Origin of the sequence: Lactobacillus delbrueckii subsp. jakobsenii ZN7a-9 = DSM 26046 (assembly GCF_001888925.1) — a bacterium.
Classification (GTDB): Bacteria; Bacillota; Bacilli; order Lactobacillales; family Lactobacillaceae; genus Lactobacillus; species Lactobacillus delbrueckii.
Genome location: NZ_CP018218.1, coordinates 30,569 through 46,607 on the forward strand (window position 1 = coordinate 30,569; position 16,039 = coordinate 46,607).

A 16,039-nucleotide genomic window follows, 5' to 3' on the forward strand; every position below is an offset into this window, starting at 1 on the left:
ATCTACCAGATGTTATGGTAAGTGTTCAATTTATTCTTGCAATTGGCGGTCATGATTTATCTCTCCTTTCTGGCTTGATTTCTAATAGTCATCAATAATGTCGCCCAGCGGGTCACCAGTACCAGCTGCAGCAGCATCGCCAGAGCCTTTGCTTACCTTTTCTTCCAAAGCGAGGTACATCAAGGCCATAGATAAACCAATCGCACCCAAAGCAATCAAAGTCAAGTCCTTAACGCCGGCCAAAGCGAAACCAATGGCGAAGAATGGCCATACTTCACGGCTGGCCATCATGTTGATAACCATAGCGTAACCTACGGCAACAACCATACCACCACCGATGGTCATACCAGCTGACAGCCAGGCTGGCATAGCAGCCAGTGCGCTTCTAACAGTTTCAGTTGGAATAGCAAGCAACAAGACAGCTGGAATAGCAATGCGCAGACCCTGCAAGCAGACAGCGATCCATTGCCATACGTTGATCATGCGCCAGTTACCTTTTTCGGCGTACTTGTCCATGATATGAACGATGGCAGTTGAAATAGTCCGGACCAACATGGTCAAGAATAGACCGGCAACGGCCAAAGTGATGGCCAAGCCAGTGGCAGTCCCGATACCCTTGGTACCTTGACCACCCTTGATCAAAATGATGGCTGAGGCAACAGCGGCCAAAGCTGCGTCAGGTGCGACAGCGGCACCGATGTTGGCCCAACCCAAAGCGATCATTTGCAAAGAACCACCGAGCATAATACCCAAGGTAAGATTGCCAGTAACTAAACCGATTAAAGTACATGCAACCAATGGTTGGTGGAATTCCCATTCATCCAGGATACCTTCCATCCCGGCCAGGAAAGCTACCACAATCACCAGGATGACTTGAATAGCATTTAAGTCCATTTTTAACTCCTTTTCCCACTACTTTTGTTCATCGAGCAGGCTTTGTGCCTTCTTAAGAATTGAATCCATGTTTTCAGGGGTGTCTGAAGGAACCTTGCGGACGTCGAACTTGATGCCCATCTTTTCGAGTTCGCGGAAAGTGTCGACGTCAGTCTGATCCATGGACAGAACGTTGTTGGCGTTAACCTTGCCCTTGCTGTATGACATGGAGCCGACGTTCAAAGTCTTGATGTCTACGCCGTTCTTGATCGTTTGCAAAGCATCTTCTGGGTTTTCAAACAACAAGAAGGCGCGCGTATTACCAAAACGCGGGTCTTCATAGATTTCCTTCATCTTCCACAATGGAACGGTGTGTGCTACCGTACCAGCTGGAGCAGCTTCACGGATCATGCTCTTGCGCAGGTCGTCCTTGGCAACCTTGTCAGAAACCACGATAACCCGGTCTGGGTGAAGTGCTGGAATCCAACCAGTTGCAACTTGACCGTGCAACAAACGTGAGTCAATTCTGGCACCAACGATCTTAATGTGACCGTCGCCCAAAACAGTCCCTTTTGGGATTGCTTCCTTAGGAGCGCCAGCTGCGGCTGCAGGTGCAGCTGCCTTTTCCACTGCAGGCATTAAGCTTTCAGGCTTGGTCTTGATACCATCCTTAGCTGGCTTAATGATCGCAGTCGCGATGTCTTGCGCGGTAGCCTTGTCATTGATCATTCTTTGGGTCAAGGCTTCAACTACCATTGGCAAGTTCAAACCGGAAACGATTGCCCACTTGTCGTGACCGTCGAGCAAACCGTTTGCCTGGTTGAAAGGCGTGCCACCCCACAGGTCAACCAGGAACAAAACTTCTTCCTGGTCTGCAAAAGAAGCAATCGCTTCATTCATCTTACCCTTAATATCATCTGGGCCTTCAGAAGGCTTCAGAATGACATGGGCAAAATTGTCTTGTGGGCCAAAGAGCATTTGCGCGGATTCGGCAATACCGTCCGCGAAACCGCCATGGCTAGCTAAAACAATTCCTACCATGATATTTCCTCCTCAAAAACTTCGGTACGTTCCTATTATACAATAAAAAGCGCTTACGTGGAGCACTTTCTTGAAACCTTTTTCAACTTTTTCGTTAATTTTATCTCTATGACTGAAAATGCATTACAATAACGCAAAAAGAGGCCCAAAAATTGCATTTTTGCGAAAAATACCAGTTTTAATTAAGAAAAGAAAAATACTTATTAGCTGAAAAAAAGCGGCTGATTCAGTCAAATCAGTCGCTTGTCTTATATATTTGTTGTTATAACGGAGTAGCAGAGATTCGAACTCTGGCGTCGGTTTCCCGACCTACACCCTTAGCAAGGGCGCCTCTTCAGCCACTTGAGTACTACTCCAAGTCATGTACATTAATATTAGCAAACTTTTCCGGGTCCGTCAAACCCTTTTGAGAGATTTTTTCTGCTTTTTTGCGTCTTTTTCCTCCAAAACAGACGATATCTGCAAATCAATTGAAAGCCGGTCTCACTTTTCATCGTTTTTGGCTATTGTCTTCCCGCCTGCTTAAAAAAGAATTAGCAAAAGCGTTGCTTAACAAAGCTCATAATGTTATAGTAGGAAACATAAAAATTCGAGTGATCTTTTAGTAGCAGCCAGGCTCAGCGCTCAGAAAACCGGTGGTTGATGCGAACCGGACAGGCCTGGAGCAGCAAATTACGGGATCAAGCAACTCGACCGGTCCAGCCCCGTTACGGCTAAAGTAAGTGCAGCATGCTGCAAAGTTGGGTGGTACCGTGCCTATAAGCGCCCCAGCCTGAGTCAACCGACTCGGCTGGGGCTTTTTGTTTGCAGAAAGGAGAAATATGAAGCGATATCAAGTCTTGGTTTAAACTGGCAAAAGCAAATACAGATTTAACTAAGGAACAAACACATGAAAAAACAAATCAGTTTTAAAGAAGCAGTAACTATTCTTATTTTGCTGCTGGTCATGCTGGGCTGGGGCGTCATCGGCTTTGGCATGTCCCCGCAGATCCCGGTCTTGACTGTCATCGCCTTGCTCATCTTCTGGCTGCAGATCCGCGGCTTTGAGTGGGAAGAAGTCATGAAGGGGATCAGCCAGGGGATTTCCACGGCCATTGTCCCGATCTTTCTCTTCCTTTTAATTGGGACCTTGATTGCTGTCTGGATCCAGGCCGGGATTATTCCATTCTTGATGGTCCTGGGCTTTCATATGATCAGCAGCCACTTCTTCGTTCCCTCGGTCTTCCTGGTCTGCTCTTTGGTCGGCCTAGCCATCGGGTCCGGCTTTACGACCGTGTCCACCGTCGGGATCGCCCTCTTTGGGATGGGGAGCACTTTAGACATCAACCCGGCTTTGACAGCTGGGGCGATTATCTCCGGCGCCGTCTTCGGCGACAAGATGTCCCCTCTGTCTGACTCAACCAACCTGGCTTCCGCGGTAGCTGAAACTGACCTCTTTGAGCATATCAAGAATATGATGTGGTCAACCATTCCCGCCTTTATCGGCTCTTTGCTCTTTTTCTTCTTCCTGGGCCAGAGCAATAAGGCAACTTCCTTATCCGGCATCGCTGCCGTAGAAAGCAGCCTCCGCCAAAACTTCTCAGTTTCCTTCTGGTCAGCCTTGCCGATCATCTTGATGTTCGCCTGCGCCTGGAAAAAGGTGCCAGCCATTCAAACGCTTTTTGCCAACATCTTCTTGTCCGTTGCCATAATTTTTGTCCAAAATCCGGGCTTCAAGATGCAAAAGCTGGCAACGCTGATTGAATCCGGCTACGTTTCAAATTCCGGCAACAAGACCGTTGACGCCCTCTTGACCCGGGGCGGGATCTCCAGCATGATGGGGACTGTTTCCTTGATCATCATGACCCTGGCCCTGGGCGGAATCTTGATGCACCTGGGCATTATCGACAGCGCCATGAAGCCTCTGGTTGAACGCCTTAAGAAGCCGGGTCGGCTGATCTTGACGACAATCATGGCCGGGATTGGGATCAACCTCTTCGTCGGTGAACAATACCTGTCCGTTATCCTGCCGGCCAACGCCTTTAAGCCTGCTTACAAGCGGATCGGTCTTGACCCCCTGGCCCTCAGCCGGGCCCTGGAAGACGGGGGCAGCGTCATCAACTACTTGATCCCTTGGGGGGTGGCTGGTTCCTTTGTGGCTTCAGCCTTAGGCGTACCAGTTCTGGACTTCCTCCCCTTCACCATGTTCAGCCTCCTGTCACCTGTCTTCTCTATCCTCAGCGGCTTTACCGGCATCGGTCTGAAGTGGAAGCAGGAAAAAGTGGCTTAAGCCTTATCCTGTTCTCTTAAATTATGAATTAAAGAAGCCTGTTTCCAGCTGGAGACAGGCTTTTAGTGTGGCCAAAGGAGATAAGCAAGTATCCTGTTAGTCTCTCCTCCCTTTCAGCGCTGTAGAAAATGCCTTAAGTAGATGGGCCATAAGCAACTAACAGCAGGTAAGAGAGGGGATTACAGGCGATTAGCAGTAAACAGATAAATAGAGAGTAAAGATTTGCTGATAAATAGCAAGAAACACAATAGAAAACAAAAAGAGCCAGACTTCCGTCTGACTCTTGATTCGCGCGGCAGCTTCCTATCCTCGCAGGCAGTTTCCCACCAACTACTTTCGGCGTTAAGAAGCTTAACTACTGTGTTCGGCATGGGAACAGGTGTATCCTTCTTGCTATTGCCACCGCACTCTTGCTTGAGCTTGCACGCTCAAAACTGAATATCTCTTCCAAGTCAAAACCTCATTGCTTTGCTCTTTTGGTCAAGTCCTCGACTGATTAGTACCGGTCTGCTCCAAGCCTCACGGCTCTTCCACTCCCGGCCTATCTACCTCATCGTCTCTGAGGTGTCTTACTTTCTTGAAGAAATGGGAAATCTCATCTTGAGGGGGGCTTCGCACTTAGATGCTTTCAGCGCTTATCCCGTCCGCACATAGCTACCCAGCGATGCCTTTGGCAAGACAACTGGTACACCAGCGGTGCGTCCATCCCGGTCCTCTCGTACTAAGGACAGCTCCTCTCAAATTTCCTGCGCCCACGACGGATAGGGACCGAACTGTCTCACGACGTTCTGAACCCAGCTCGCGTGCCGCTTTAATGGGCGAACAGCCCAACCCTTGGGACCAACTTCAGCCCCAGGATGCGACGAGCCGACATCGAGGTGCCAAACCTCCCCGTCGATGTGAACTCTTGGGGGAGATAAGCCTGTTATCCCCAGGGTAGCTTTTATCCGTTGAGTGATGGCCCTTCCATGCGGTACCACCAGATCACTAAGCCCTACTTTCGTACCTGCTCGAGTTGTCTCTCTCGCAGTCAAGCTCCCTTTTGCCTTTACACTCTGCGAATGATTTCCAACCATTCTGAGGGAACCTTTGGGCGCCTCCGTTACACTTTAGGAGGCGACCGCCCCAGTCAAACTGCCCGTCAAACACTGTCCTCGGCCTGGATCACAGGCCTGAGTTAGAGCATCCGTCAAGCAAGGGTAGTATCCCACCAGCGCCTCTGATAAGACTGGCGTCCTATCTTCTCCGGCTCCTACCTATCCTGTACATGCTTGACAGATACCCAATATTAAACTGCAGTAAAGCTCCATGGGGTCTTTCCGTCCTGTCGCGGGTAACCCGCATCTTCACGGGTATTATAATTTCACCGAGTCTCTCGTTGAGACAGTGCCCAAATCATTACACCTTTCGTGCAGGTCGGAACTTACCCGACAAGGAATTTCGCTACCTTAGGACCGTTATAGTTACGGCCGCCGTTTACTGGGGCTTCAATTCAAACCTTCGCTTGCGCTAAGCTCTCCTCTTAACCTTCCAGCACCGGGCAGGTGTCAGCACCTATACTTCATCTTACGATTTTGCAGATGCCTGTGTTTTTGATAAACAGTTGCTTGGGCCTTTTCACTGCGGCTGATCTTGCGACCAGCGCCCCTTCTCCCGAAGTTACGGGGCCATTTTGCCGAGTTCCTTAACGAGAGTTCTCTCGCTCACCTGAGGATACTCTCCTCGACTACCTGTGTCGGTTTGCGGTACGGGTGCACCGTTTCTGGCTAGAAGCTTTTCTCGGCAGTGTGACGTCGCAGCCTTCGCTACTTTAATTTCGCTCCTCATCACGCCTTGTCCTTATGAAAGCAAGCATTTGACTCACTCTCAGACTTGACGCTTGAACGTGGTATCCAGCACCACGCGCTGCTAGCCTCCTGCGTCCCTCCATCGCTCATAACGATTCGGTGCAGTACAGGAATTTCAACCTGTTGTCCATCGACTACGCCTCTCGGCCTCGCCTTAGGTCCCGACTTACCCTGGGCGGACGAGCCTGCCCCAGGAAACCTTAGTCTTGCGGCGGACAGGATTCTCACCTGTCTTTCGTTACTCATACCGGCATTCTCACTTCTAGAAGCTCCACATGTCCTCTCGGTCATGCTTCACCGCCGCTAGAACGCTCTCCTACCACGTGCATAAATGCACATCCACAGTTTCGGTATCATGCTTAGCCCCGGTAAATTTTCGGCGCGGCGTCACTCGACTAGTGAGCTATTACGCACTCTTTGAATGATGGCTGCTTCTGAGCCAACGTCCTAGTTGTCTGCGCAACTCCACATCCTTTTCCACTTAGCATGAATTTTGGGACCTTAACTGGTGATCTGGGCTGTTTCCCTTTCGACTACGGATCTTATCACTCGTAGTCTGACTCCCGCACATAAATGTCTGGAATTCGTAGTTTATCTGAATTCAGTAACCCTTGACGGGCCCCTAGTCCAAACAGAGCTCTACCTCCAGCATCCTCTTTGCGAGGCTAGCCCTAAAGCTATTTCGGAGAGAACCAGCTATCTCCAAGTTCGTTTGGAATTTCACCGCTACCCACAACTCATCCCCGCAATTTTCAACTTACGTGGGTTCGGTCCTCCAGCGCGTTTTACCGCGCCTTCAACCTGGTCATGGGTAGGTCACTTGGTTTCGGGTCTGCGTCAGCCAACTGCTCGCCCTATTCAGACTCGCTTTCGCTGCGGCTCCGTCTTTTCTGACTTAACCTTGCTGACTAACGCAACTCGCCGGTTCATTCTACAAAAGGCACGCCATTACCCGTTAACGGGCTCTGACTACTTGTAGGCACACGGTTTCAGGTTCTCTTTCACTCCCCTCCCGGGGTTCTTTTCACCTTTCCCTCACGGTACTGGTTCACTATCGGTCACTGGTTAGTATTTAGCCTTGCGAGATGGTCCTCGCGGATTCAAGCGGGATTTCACGTGTCCCGCCCTACTCAGGATACTGATAGGCCTTCTTTGGATTTCGCTTACGGGGCTCTCACCCTCTCTGGCGCGTTTTCCCAAACGCTTCTGCTATCCTCTGAAGTGCCATGTCTCAGTCCTACAACCCCGGCAGATAAATCTGCCGGTTTGGGCTCTTTCCTGTTCGCTCGCCGCTACTTGGGAAATCGATATTTCTTTCTCTTCCTGCAGCTACTTAGATGTTTCAGTTCGCTGCGTGTTCCTTCCTTAAGCTATGTATTCACTTAAGGATAGCATGTCTGCACATGCTGGGTTCCCCCATTCGGAGACCTCCGGATCAAAGCCTACTTACGGCTCCCCGAAGACTTTCGCGGTTAGTTGCGTCCTTCATCGGCTTCCAGTGCCAAGGCATTCACCGTGCGCCCTTCTTCACTTGACCTTGCAAGTTTGTTCTTTCGAACTCTCTCGGTCGCTTTGCAATGTTTTCATTGTTCTCAATGATTCTCGGTTTTTTCTTGGAATTAAGATATTCAGTTTTCAACGTACAAGTGAGAGCTGATACTCTCAAAACTGAACAAAGTTTCTTTTGCAGTGTGCTTCCGTAACTGGTGGACTTCTTTTAGCATTTCTGCTCTCCATCCATCCGTTTTCCTTAGAAAGGAGGTGATCCAGCCGCAGGTTCTCCTACGGCTACCTTGTTACGACTTCACCCCAGTCATCTGCCCTGCCTTAGGCGGCTGACTCCTATAAAGGTTATCCCACCGACTTTGGGCATTGCAGACTTCCATGGTGTGACGGGCGGTGTGTACAAGGCCCGGGAACGTATTCACCGCGGCGTGCTGATCCGCGATTACTAGCGATTCCAGCTTCGTGCAGGCGAGTTGCAGCCTGCAGTCCGAACTGAGAACAGCTTTAAGAGATCCGCTTACCCTCGCGGGTTTGCTTCTCGTTGTACTGCCCATTGTAGCACGTGTGTAGCCCAGGTCATAAGGGGCATGATGACTTGACGTCATCCCCACCTTCCTCCGGTTTGTCACCGGCAGTCTCTTTAGAGTGCCCAACTTAATGATGGCAACTAAAGACAAGGGTTGCGCTCGTTGCGGGACTTAACCCAACATCTCACGACACGAGCTGACGACAGCCATGCACCACCTGTCTCTGCGTCCCCGAAGGGAACCACCTATCTCTAGGTGTAGCGCAGGATGTCAAGACCTGGTAAGGTTCTTCGCGTTGCTTCGAATTAAACCACATGCTCCACCGCTTGTGCGGGCCCCCGTCAATTCCTTTGAGTTTCAACCTTGCGGTCGTACTCCCCAGGCGGAGCGCTTAATGCGTTTGCTGCGGCACTGAGGACCGGAAAGTCCCCAACACCTAGCGCTCATCGTTTACGGCATGGACTACCAGGGTATCTAATCCTGTTCGCTACCCATGCTTTCGAGCCTCAGCGTCAGTTGCAGACCAGAGAGCCGCCTTCGCCACTGGTGTTCTTCCATATATCTACGCATTCCACCGCTACACATGGAGTTCCACTCTCCTCTTCTGCACTCAAGAATGACAGTTTCCGATGCAGTTCCACGGTTGAGCCGTGGGCTTTCACATCAGACTTATCATTCCGCCTGCGCTCGCTTTACGCCCAATAAATCCGGACAACGCTTGCCACCTACGTATTACCGCGGCTGCTGGCACGTAGTTAGCCGTGACTTTCTGGTTGATTACCGTCAAATAAAGACCAGTTACTGCCTCTATCCTTCTTCACCAACAACAGAGCTTTACGATCCGAAGACCTTCTTCACTCACGCGGCGTTGCTCCATCAGACTTGCGTCCATTGTGGAAGATTCCCTACTGCTGCCTCCCGTAGGAGTTTGGGCCGTGTCTCAGTCCCAATGTGGCCGATCAGTCTCTCAACTCGGCTACGCATCATTGCCTTGGTAGGCCTTTACCCCACCAACTAGCTAATGCGCCGCGGGCTCATCCTAAAGTGACAGCTTGCGCCGCCTTTCAAACTTGAATCATGCGATTCATGTTGTTATCCGGTATTAGCACCTGTTTCCAAGTGGTATCCCAGTCTTTAGGGCAGATTGCCCACGTGTTACTCACCCATCCGCCGCTAGCGTCCAACAAATCACCCCGAAGGGATCTTTGAATTCAGCTCGCTCGACTTGCATGTATTAGGCACGCCGCCAGCGTTCGTCCTGAGCCAGGATCAAACTCTCAATTTGAAAATTGAGTCTTTTTAATCTGCTCCAGATTATTTGCTTGCGAATTGACTTCGCTTATTTGTTTGGATCAAACATTGTTTGACCCGCACACTGCGAAACTTTGTTCAGTTTTCAAAGTACCAACTTGCGTCTTAGTGACGCAACGTTTTATATCTTACTCGCTTGTTGACTTCTTGTCAACAAGTTTTTGATATTTTCTTTTTCGTGTCTCCGGCGAATTCCTTCTTCGCCGCGACAACAAATATTAGTATACTCGTTATTGTTGAAAGGTCAAATCCACCTTTTCATTCGCTTTATCATGGGTACAGCCGGCAGAGTTGTAATATTTTGCCTTGCCGCTTCTGCTTCTCTTATTCTGCTTTATCTTTCTTTTTAATTCTTCAATGAATTCCTCGTTCGTTTTTTGCCCTTTTTGCCGGGAAAAATAATTTTGTTTTTGGTTTTTTATCTGCTCTTTTATCTCCTCTTTTGCCTTTCGCTGCTTGTCTGTATCTCTTATAAGAAGAGCTTTGAAAATAAAGTCGTCGTGCTATTTGGCTGTTGGCAGCCCTTTCCCTCACTTTTTCTTCCCTGGTACAGTTATCAAATCCTTTTCATTTTTCACATAATTTTTCTTGTGTTCCTTATGTCCTATATTCCATTTTGGACTATTGTTTTTGTTTTTTTAGAAAGGCTGATCCAACTTCCATGATCAAAACCCGTCTTATCAAGCAGCTGGGCTCTTCCAGCCGCTACCTCAGCCAATTCGCCTATGCCTTTCTGGCTCCCTTGACCCTGTTTGCCGTCTTGGTCAAAATCGACGCCCCGGCCAGCATCTTCCTTTTTTGTGCCGTGCCCGTGATCCCCATCGTCATCATGGTCGTCATGCTGGTCGCCGATAGTAATGGCGATCACGTTCATCTCGGCTCTGGCTCCCTGCACGTAAAGGTCAGAGTCATAGTCAGACAGAATCTTCCCGTCGCTCAGCATCCCCATGGCCCAGTCCAACTTGGCGTCCCGGCCGACCCAGGCTACCCGCTTTAAGTAGGCGGTCGTGTTTTTGCCCAAAATTCTGACCCAGCTTCAATGGAAAAAGCTTCCCTATTTTGCAAGGGCCGGGTCAAAGACAGGGGTCAGGCCCGGTAGTCCGCCTTGGCAACGTCGGACCTAGGCAAGTCCGGCAAAGCGGCAGAGGCTTCTGACCGCATTTTTGCAAACCATGCTTGTGCGGTCATGCTTCCTCCTTAAACGTCTTCATCCGTCAGTTCAATCTCCAGGCCCAGCTCGTCGCGCAGCTTGGTGTAGCCTCCCTTTTCCAGGCGCTTGGCCAGGTCCGGCCCGCCTTCAGCCACGACCCGGCCGCCCATCATAACGTGGACCTTGCTAGGCACAACGTAGTCCAAAAGGCGCTGGTAGTGGGTGATCATCAAGGCGCCGAAGTCTGGCCCCCGCAGGTCATTAACCCCTTTAGAGACCACCTTCAAAGCATCAATGTCTAGGCCGGAGTCGATTTCGTCTAAAATCGCGAACTTGGGCTTGATCATCAGCATCTGTTAGATCTCGTTACGCTTCTTTCCCCACCGGAAAAGCCCTGGTTCAAGTAGCGCTGGGCCATTTCGGCCTTCATGTCCAAAAAGTCCATCTTTTCATACAGTTCCTGGAGGAATTCCCGGGCCGGGACTGGATCGCCTTCCGGCCGGTGGGCGTTCAAAGCCCCCCCGGATGAATTCAGCGTTGCTGACGCCAGGGATTTCAGCCGGGTACTGCATGGCCAAAAAGAGGCCGGCTCGGGCCCGGTCGTCAACTGGCAAATCCAGCAGCTCTTGCCCATCCAGCTTGACCGACCCCTGGGTTACCTTATATGCCGGGTTGCCCATAATGGCTTCTGACAGGGTCGACTTCCCCGTCCCATTTGGTCCCATAATGGCATGGATCTCCCCGGTTTTCAGCTGCAAGTTAACCCCTTTGAGAATCTCCTTGCCGGCAATTTCTACGTGCAAATCAGTAATTGTTAACTCTGACATGACTCACCTCAACTAGTTATCTACAAAATTTAGTGTCACGTTTATTTACAGCACACAAGGCCTAGTGGTTATAGAGGACGAAAGGAGAAATATGCGATTTTTTAAAAGATCGCAAATCACCAGAAAAATATCTGAAAACTTCAGAAAATAAGTAAGTAATTTGACAAATCATTCTAGCCTGCTACACTGACTAAACATAATCAACTAGTTATGGAAAGGATCCTGTTAACCGTGAAAAAAAGTCAGAAAAACGATTTCAGCAAAGAAATTCAAGTCAAACATTTTAACGAGCTCTCTGCCCGGGAGGTCTTCTGCCTGTCCAGAATCCGCGATGACGTTTTCGTTGCCGAGCAGGAAATCACGGTTCCTGAACTGGACGACCAGGACCTTTCTGCCTACCATGTCTTTCTTTTAAATGAAGACCAAAGCAATGCCCTGGCGGCCGCCCGCTTCTTCAGCGAAGAAGGCCGTTTCTACATCGGCCGGGTCGCCGTGCAAAAGACTGCCCGCCACCGCGGGATTGCCAGCCAGCTGTTAGGCGCCATTGAAAACTACGTTTTGGCAAATAACTTAACCAAAGAACTTTATCTGCACGCCCAAGCCAGTGCCCGGGACTTCTACCTGGCCAATGGCTACCACGATGTCGGCCCCGTCTTCATGGAAGCCGGCATCCCCCACCAAATGATGGCTAAAAGCCTCGCCTAAGCAGCCGCAAGGCTGCTTTTTTCATGCAAAAAACTGCCCCGGGAAAGGTCCCGGAGCAGTCTGGCGATTTGTGAGTTAGTAAAGAAAGTTTTTTAAAGTCTGGCGATTTGTGAGTTAGTAAAGAAAGTTTTTTAAAATAGAGGAGTAAAAGTATAAAGTAAAAGTTTTGGATTAAAGAGTAATGTTAAAAATGGTAAAAATCATCACGCGCTTTAGTTAAAGGCAATTTCCTGTGCGTCGTCGCCCGCCTCTACAGGGCGCGGGTCGACATCCTTAACTTCTTTAAGCAGGTCCATGTTAGTGTAAACCACCATGACCGTGTTGTCCAGGCCGTGGTCAGCCACGTCGGCTATGTCCATTTCTGCCAGCTTGTCGCCAGCCTTGACTGAATCGCCTTGCTCAACGAAGAGCTTGAAGGGTTCCCCCTTCAGTTCCACCGTGTCGATCCCCAAGTGGATCAAGACTTCCAGCCCTTCGGCCGTCTTGATGCCGATAGCGTGCTTGGTCGGGAACAGGGTGGTAATGGTCCCGGAAACCGGGGCAACTACTTCCTGGCCGGTCGGCTTAACGGCAAAACCGTCGCCCAGCATCTTTTGGGAGAAGACGTCATCGCTGACTTCGGACAGGGGAATCAGATTGCCCTTGATGGGCGCCTTGACTTCATTGCCTTTTGACTTGGACTTTTTAAAGAAATTAAACATGAATATCAACCTTTCACCGCTCTAAAGGCGAGAACTACATAGAACACAAAACAAATTACGAATAAAGAAGCAATCAAGTAGGTCAAGGACAGCAGCTGGCTCGGCTTTACCTTGCTCACTTCAGGTAAATCCTCTCCCCGCCGCAGAGCAAAAATAGCGAAGAGGAGACAGAACCAGTTGCCAACGATCAGCTGGGTCCACAGCTGCAGCTTCATGAACTTCATGTACTGGCGCCGGTCGGCCAAGAGGGCCTCTCCGTCGATCCAGCAGAGGTAACCCAAGAGAAAGTCACCGGCCGCCACGATAATTGACACCGTGGTCGCGGGACTGGCCGCGATGAAGTCAGTGATCGTCCGCTTGGCCGCCCCGGCCCGCAGCTGCAAGAGCAGCAGGTAGGCTAGCGGGGCAAAAAAGAGGACGAAGGTGTAGATCTTTAAAATTCTTTTCGGCGTCAGACGGGCGGACTTAGTCAACCTGTCTAGCCAATTCAAAGCTTTCTCTTGCATTATTCATCCTCTTTTCTCAGCCACTCGCAGTAGCCGTTAATCAATAAATCAATCATTATATAAGCCGGACTAAAAGCCCAGTTCTTGGTGCTGTTGCTCTCATGGAAGAGACTTGGCTGGAAAAAGAGACTGTAGTCAGACAGACTGGCCAGCCGGCTCTCCTTGATGGTCGTCAGCGAAGTAATCGTCAAATGCTCATTGAGCAGGTGCAGCTCATCCAGGAGCTGGCACAAGTCAGGATCTTCCCCGGAAAAGGAAATCACAATCAATTGGTCATGGTCTTGCAGCCAATTCTTCGACATCTTCAATTCACTAATCGCTGATGGCATGACAACCGTCGGCTTGCCCACATTCACCAGGAGCTGGTTGGAGAGATAGCTGGCGATAGACGCCTGCTGCCAGCCGGTGGTGTAAATGTAGATATTTTCTGTCTGGTTTAAGGTCGAATAAAAGCTTTCAAAATCCAGTGTCCTGAAATAGCTGAGCTCTAAGTGCAGATTCTTGACCAGGCGCTCGGAGAAGGTATCTTGCTGCTTAACCATCCGCTTCTCCCCCTTGGAAAAATCTGCCAGCTCGTATTTCAATTCGCTGTAGCCACTTAGACCGATCTTTTTGCATAAGCGAAAAATGGCCGATTCTGAAACATAAAGCTTCTTGGCCAATTTCGCCAGACTGAGTTCGCTGCATTCAGCGGCATTGTTCAGCAAGTAATTCAAGATCTTCTTATCCGATGGATTCAGATAACTTGATTTTTCCACGATTCGTGCTTTTAGTCCTGCCATAAAAGTCTCCTCTTGCTAACTTGTTGACGTTTTCACCTAGTTAACAGAATAGCACTTTTATGGGCTTAGACCAATTTAAAAACTTACATAATTTCCTTCATCTTGTCGACAACCCGTTCAGCTTCCAGGCCGACCACGATGTCGATTTCCTGGTCATCCCGTCTTTCAACGGCGCTGGCCCCGAACTTCTTGAAGTCGTCGTCGCCGGCAACCTTCTTAGTGTCAAAGACGTGGACTCTTACTCTGGTTGAGCAGGAAGTCAGTTCTTTAATGTTGCTTCTGCCGCCCAGCAGGTCCAGGTAGCCGGTGGCCTTTTCTTCATCAGGGTCGACTTCGGCCTTGGCAACGGTGTTGCCGCTGTCGGCAATAATATCTTCAATTCTTTCCAGAACTTGGGCAACGTCCAGACCAACGATGACCTGGATGGCTGAACCGTGACGGACAACCCCGACTGCCTGGTTCTTTCTGAAGGCAGCATCGGCGCCGACCTTGTCAGGATCCTTGACAGTTACCCGCAAACGGGTTGCGCAGGAAGTGATTTCAGCAATGTTTTCCGGTCCGCCCAAGAGAGTCGTGTAAGCCGTAGCTCTCGCGATGTATGGGTCAGAGGAGTTTTGCCCGGCAGCTTCAGCAGCTTGTTCAGCAGCCTTGGCTTCCTTGTATTGCTTCTTGTTCATCAGCTTGACTTCCTGGTCGTCAGCTTCCCGGCCTGGAGTAGCGTAGTTGAACTTGACGATCATAAAGCGGAAGATGAAGTAGATGATCACGGCATAGATCAGACCAATGATGAATTGGGCCATGTAGGTGTGCCAGTGGTTAGCCCACAGCGGCAGCCAGTTCATGGAAGCAATCCCGATGGCCCCGTCAGTCATTTGGCCGACAACGCCGAAGATGTACATGGTGGTATTCATGGTTGCGGCCAGAACTGAGTAGATAACCCAGAGGATTGGAGCCGCGAAGAGGTAGGTAAAGTCAACAGGTTCAGTAATCCCGGCCAGGAATGAAGTCAAAGCAGCTGGTAAAAGCAAGGCTGAAGTCTGCTTCTTCTTGTCCTTCTTGGCAGTGTGGTAGAAGGCCAGGCAGATGGCTGGCACAAGGAAGACTTTTTCATTCCCGTAAAGCATGAAGCCCATGTTTGGAGCCAGGCTCTTCAGGCTCTTAGTGCTTTCGGCAAATTCAGTCAAGTGCTTGAGCCACCATGGTTGCAAGCCCCCGGCAACCACGGCCGGACCGTATTGGAACGGAATGTAAACCAAGTGGTGCAGGCCAGTTGGAATCAGGACCCGGTTCAGGAAGTTGAAGATCCAAACCCCGATCAAGCCGCTGGATGCCATGAATTCCTGCAAACCAGTGATGCCCATTTGTACCCTTGGCCAGATAAGGCAGGTCAGGAAGGCAACTGGGAACATGGCCACGAAGCCTAAGATGACAACGAAGGCTGAACCCTGGAAGGTACCCAGGAAGTCCGGCAATTTCTTGTCAAAGTAGCGGTTGTGCAGCCAAACCACGATACCGGCGATGACCAGGGAACCAACGATACTGGTGTCCAGGGTCTTGATCCCGGCAATCATGGTCAAACCATTGTTGGCTGAGTTGGCCACGATCTGGGTATTAACGTAGTCCTTAAGGCCGAAGAAGGCACCCCAGTGGGTCAGGAAACCAGCGATAAAGTAGTTGAAAGTCCAGTAGGTAACGATGGCTTCCATGGCTGCCCGCCCGTGGGCCTTCTTAGCCAGCCCGATTGGCAGGCCGACCACGAAGAGCATGTCAACTTGGTTAAAGACGGTCCAGCCACCTTGTTGAACGGTGTCCCACAGACCGTACCAGAAGGTATTGGTGTTTGCCAGTGAGCCAAAGATCAACGGGTTGTTGAACAGGCTGGTTAAGGCAACCACGATACCGGCGAAAGAGAAAAGCAGGACAGGCACGAACATCGCCGCCCCGAATTTCTGTAGTTTCTGCATCATAAGCAATCTTCCTCCTTGCTTCTTTTT

General features: G+C 50.1%; 9 protein-coding genes, 1 tRNA gene, 3 rRNA genes and 1 pseudogene. 2 read left to right on the plus strand and 12 right to left on the minus strand.

All coding sequences use genetic code 11. From position 1 onward, the window contains the following. Positions 1-81 precede the first annotated feature (81 nt). The 3 genes from LJ046_RS00175 to LJ046_RS00185 form a co-directional block, all read right to left on the minus strand. A complete protein-coding gene (locus LJ046_RS00175) occupies positions 82-894 on the minus strand; it encodes a PTS mannose/fructose/sorbose transporter subunit IIC (RefSeq protein ID WP_002880092.1) in 813 nt (270 codons plus the stop codon). A gap of 18 nt (positions 895-912) precedes the next feature. Continuing rightward, on the minus strand, positions 913-1,914 hold the full coding sequence (locus LJ046_RS00180; RefSeq protein WP_002880091.1) for a PTS sugar transporter subunit IIB: 1,002 nt from the start codon (positions 1,912-1,914) through the stop codon (positions 913-915). A 268-nt stretch (positions 1,915-2,182) separates the two neighbouring features. Beyond that, a tRNA-Ser gene (locus LJ046_RS00185) sits at positions 2,183-2,270 on the minus strand. 533 nt (positions 2,271-2,803) lie between these two features. On the opposite strand from LJ046_RS00185, the gene nhaC reads away from it, so the two are divergent. Next, positions 2,804-4,183, plus strand: a complete 1,380-nt coding sequence (nhaC, locus tag LJ046_RS00190) for a Na+/H+ antiporter NhaC (RefSeq protein ID WP_002880089.1) — start codon at positions 2,804-2,806, stop codon at positions 4,181-4,183. A 290-nt stretch (positions 4,184-4,473) separates the two neighbouring features. On the opposite strand, the gene rrf is transcribed toward nhaC, so the two are convergent. The 5 genes and pseudogenes from rrf to sufC form a co-directional block, all read right to left on the minus strand. Continuing rightward, a 5S ribosomal RNA gene (gene rrf, locus LJ046_RS00195) occupies positions 4,474-4,590 on the minus strand. Positions 4,591-4,659: 69 nt separating this feature from the next. Further along, positions 4,660-7,567: ribosomal RNA gene (locus LJ046_RS00200) — 23S ribosomal RNA — on the minus strand. 217 nt (positions 7,568-7,784) lie between these two features. Continuing rightward, positions 7,785-9,348 (minus strand): 16S ribosomal RNA (locus tag LJ046_RS00205). Together the 16S, 23S and 5S rRNA genes form the textbook arrangement of a ribosomal RNA operon. A 630-nt stretch (positions 9,349-9,978) precedes the next feature. Further along, on the minus strand, positions 9,979-10,395 hold the full coding sequence (locus LJ046_RS10255) for a SufD family Fe-S cluster assembly protein (RefSeq protein WP_035176414.1): 417 nt from the start codon (positions 10,393-10,395) through the stop codon (positions 9,979-9,981). Positions 10,396-10,571: 176 nt separating this feature from the next. After that, positions 10,572-11,351, minus strand: a pseudogene (gene sufC, locus LJ046_RS00225) (Fe-S cluster assembly ATPase SufC). 210 nt (positions 11,352-11,561) lie between these two features. On the opposite strand from sufC, the gene LJ046_RS00230 reads away from it, so the two are divergent. After that, positions 11,562-12,056 carry a GNAT family N-acetyltransferase gene (locus tag LJ046_RS00230; protein WP_035176412.1) on the plus strand — a complete coding sequence of 165 codons (495 nt, stop codon included), beginning with the start codon at positions 11,562-11,564 and terminating at the stop codon, positions 12,054-12,056. 212 nt (positions 12,057-12,268) lie between these two features. Here LJ046_RS00230 and LJ046_RS00235 read toward each other — a convergent pair whose 3' ends face one another. The 4 genes from LJ046_RS00235 to LJ046_RS00250 all read right to left on the minus strand — a co-directional run bounded on the left by LJ046_RS00235 (position 12,269) and on the right by LJ046_RS00250 (position 16,012). Continuing rightward, a complete protein-coding gene (locus tag LJ046_RS00235; protein WP_002876925.1) occupies positions 12,269-12,757 on the minus strand; it encodes a PTS sugar transporter subunit IIA in 489 nt (162 codons plus the stop codon). A 5-nt stretch (positions 12,758-12,762) separates the two neighbouring features. Beyond that, positions 12,763-13,263 (minus strand): hypothetical protein, encoded by a 501-nt coding sequence (locus LJ046_RS00240; RefSeq protein ID WP_002876924.1) that lies wholly within the window; start codon positions 13,261-13,263, stop codon positions 12,763-12,765. Then, positions 13,263-14,045 (minus strand): MurR/RpiR family transcriptional regulator, encoded by a 783-nt coding sequence (locus LJ046_RS00245; protein WP_035176410.1) that lies wholly within the window; start codon positions 14,043-14,045, stop codon positions 13,263-13,265. Before LJ046_RS00245 ends, LJ046_RS00240 begins: the two co-directional genes overlap by 1 nt. 83 nt (positions 14,046-14,128) lie before the next feature. After that, the gene (locus LJ046_RS00250; protein ID WP_002876922.1) at positions 14,129-16,012 is read right to left on the minus strand and encodes a PTS sugar transporter subunit IIBC; all 1,884 of its coding nucleotides are present in this window, start codon (positions 16,010-16,012) and stop codon (positions 14,129-14,131) included. Positions 16,013-16,039: the final 27 nt, after the last annotated feature.

What these genes read in the sequence shown, in the direction of transcription:
- LJ046_RS00175 (WP_002880092.1), bottom strand. Translation starts at nt 894, where the DNA reads ATGGACTTAAATGCTATTCAAGTCATCCTGGTGATTGTGGTAGCTTTC.
- LJ046_RS00180 (WP_002880091.1), bottom strand. Translation starts at nt 1,914, where the DNA reads ATGGTAGGAATTGTTTTAGCTAGCCATGGCGGTTTCGCGGACGGTATT.
- nhaC (WP_002880089.1), top strand. Translation starts at nt 2,804, where the DNA reads ATGAAAAAACAAATCAGTTTTAAAGAAGCAGTAACTATTCTTATTTTG.
- LJ046_RS00230 (WP_035176412.1), top strand. Translation starts at nt 11,562, where the DNA reads ATGGAAAGGATCCTGTTAACCGTGAAAAAAAGTCAGAAAAACGATTTC.
- LJ046_RS00235 (WP_002876925.1), bottom strand. Translation starts at nt 12,757, where the DNA reads ATGTTTAATTTCTTTAAAAAGTCCAAGTCAAAAGGCAATGAAGTCAAG.
- LJ046_RS00240 (WP_002876924.1), bottom strand. Translation starts at nt 13,263, where the DNA reads ATGCAAGAGAAAGCTTTGAATTGGCTAGACAGGTTGACTAAGTCCGCC.
- LJ046_RS00245 (WP_035176410.1), bottom strand. Translation starts at nt 14,045, where the DNA reads ATGGCAGGACTAAAAGCACGAATCGTGGAAAAATCAAGTTATCTGAAT.
- LJ046_RS00250 (WP_002876922.1), bottom strand. Translation starts at nt 16,012, where the DNA reads ATGATGCAGAAACTACAGAAATTCGGGGCGGCGATGTTCGTGCCTGTC.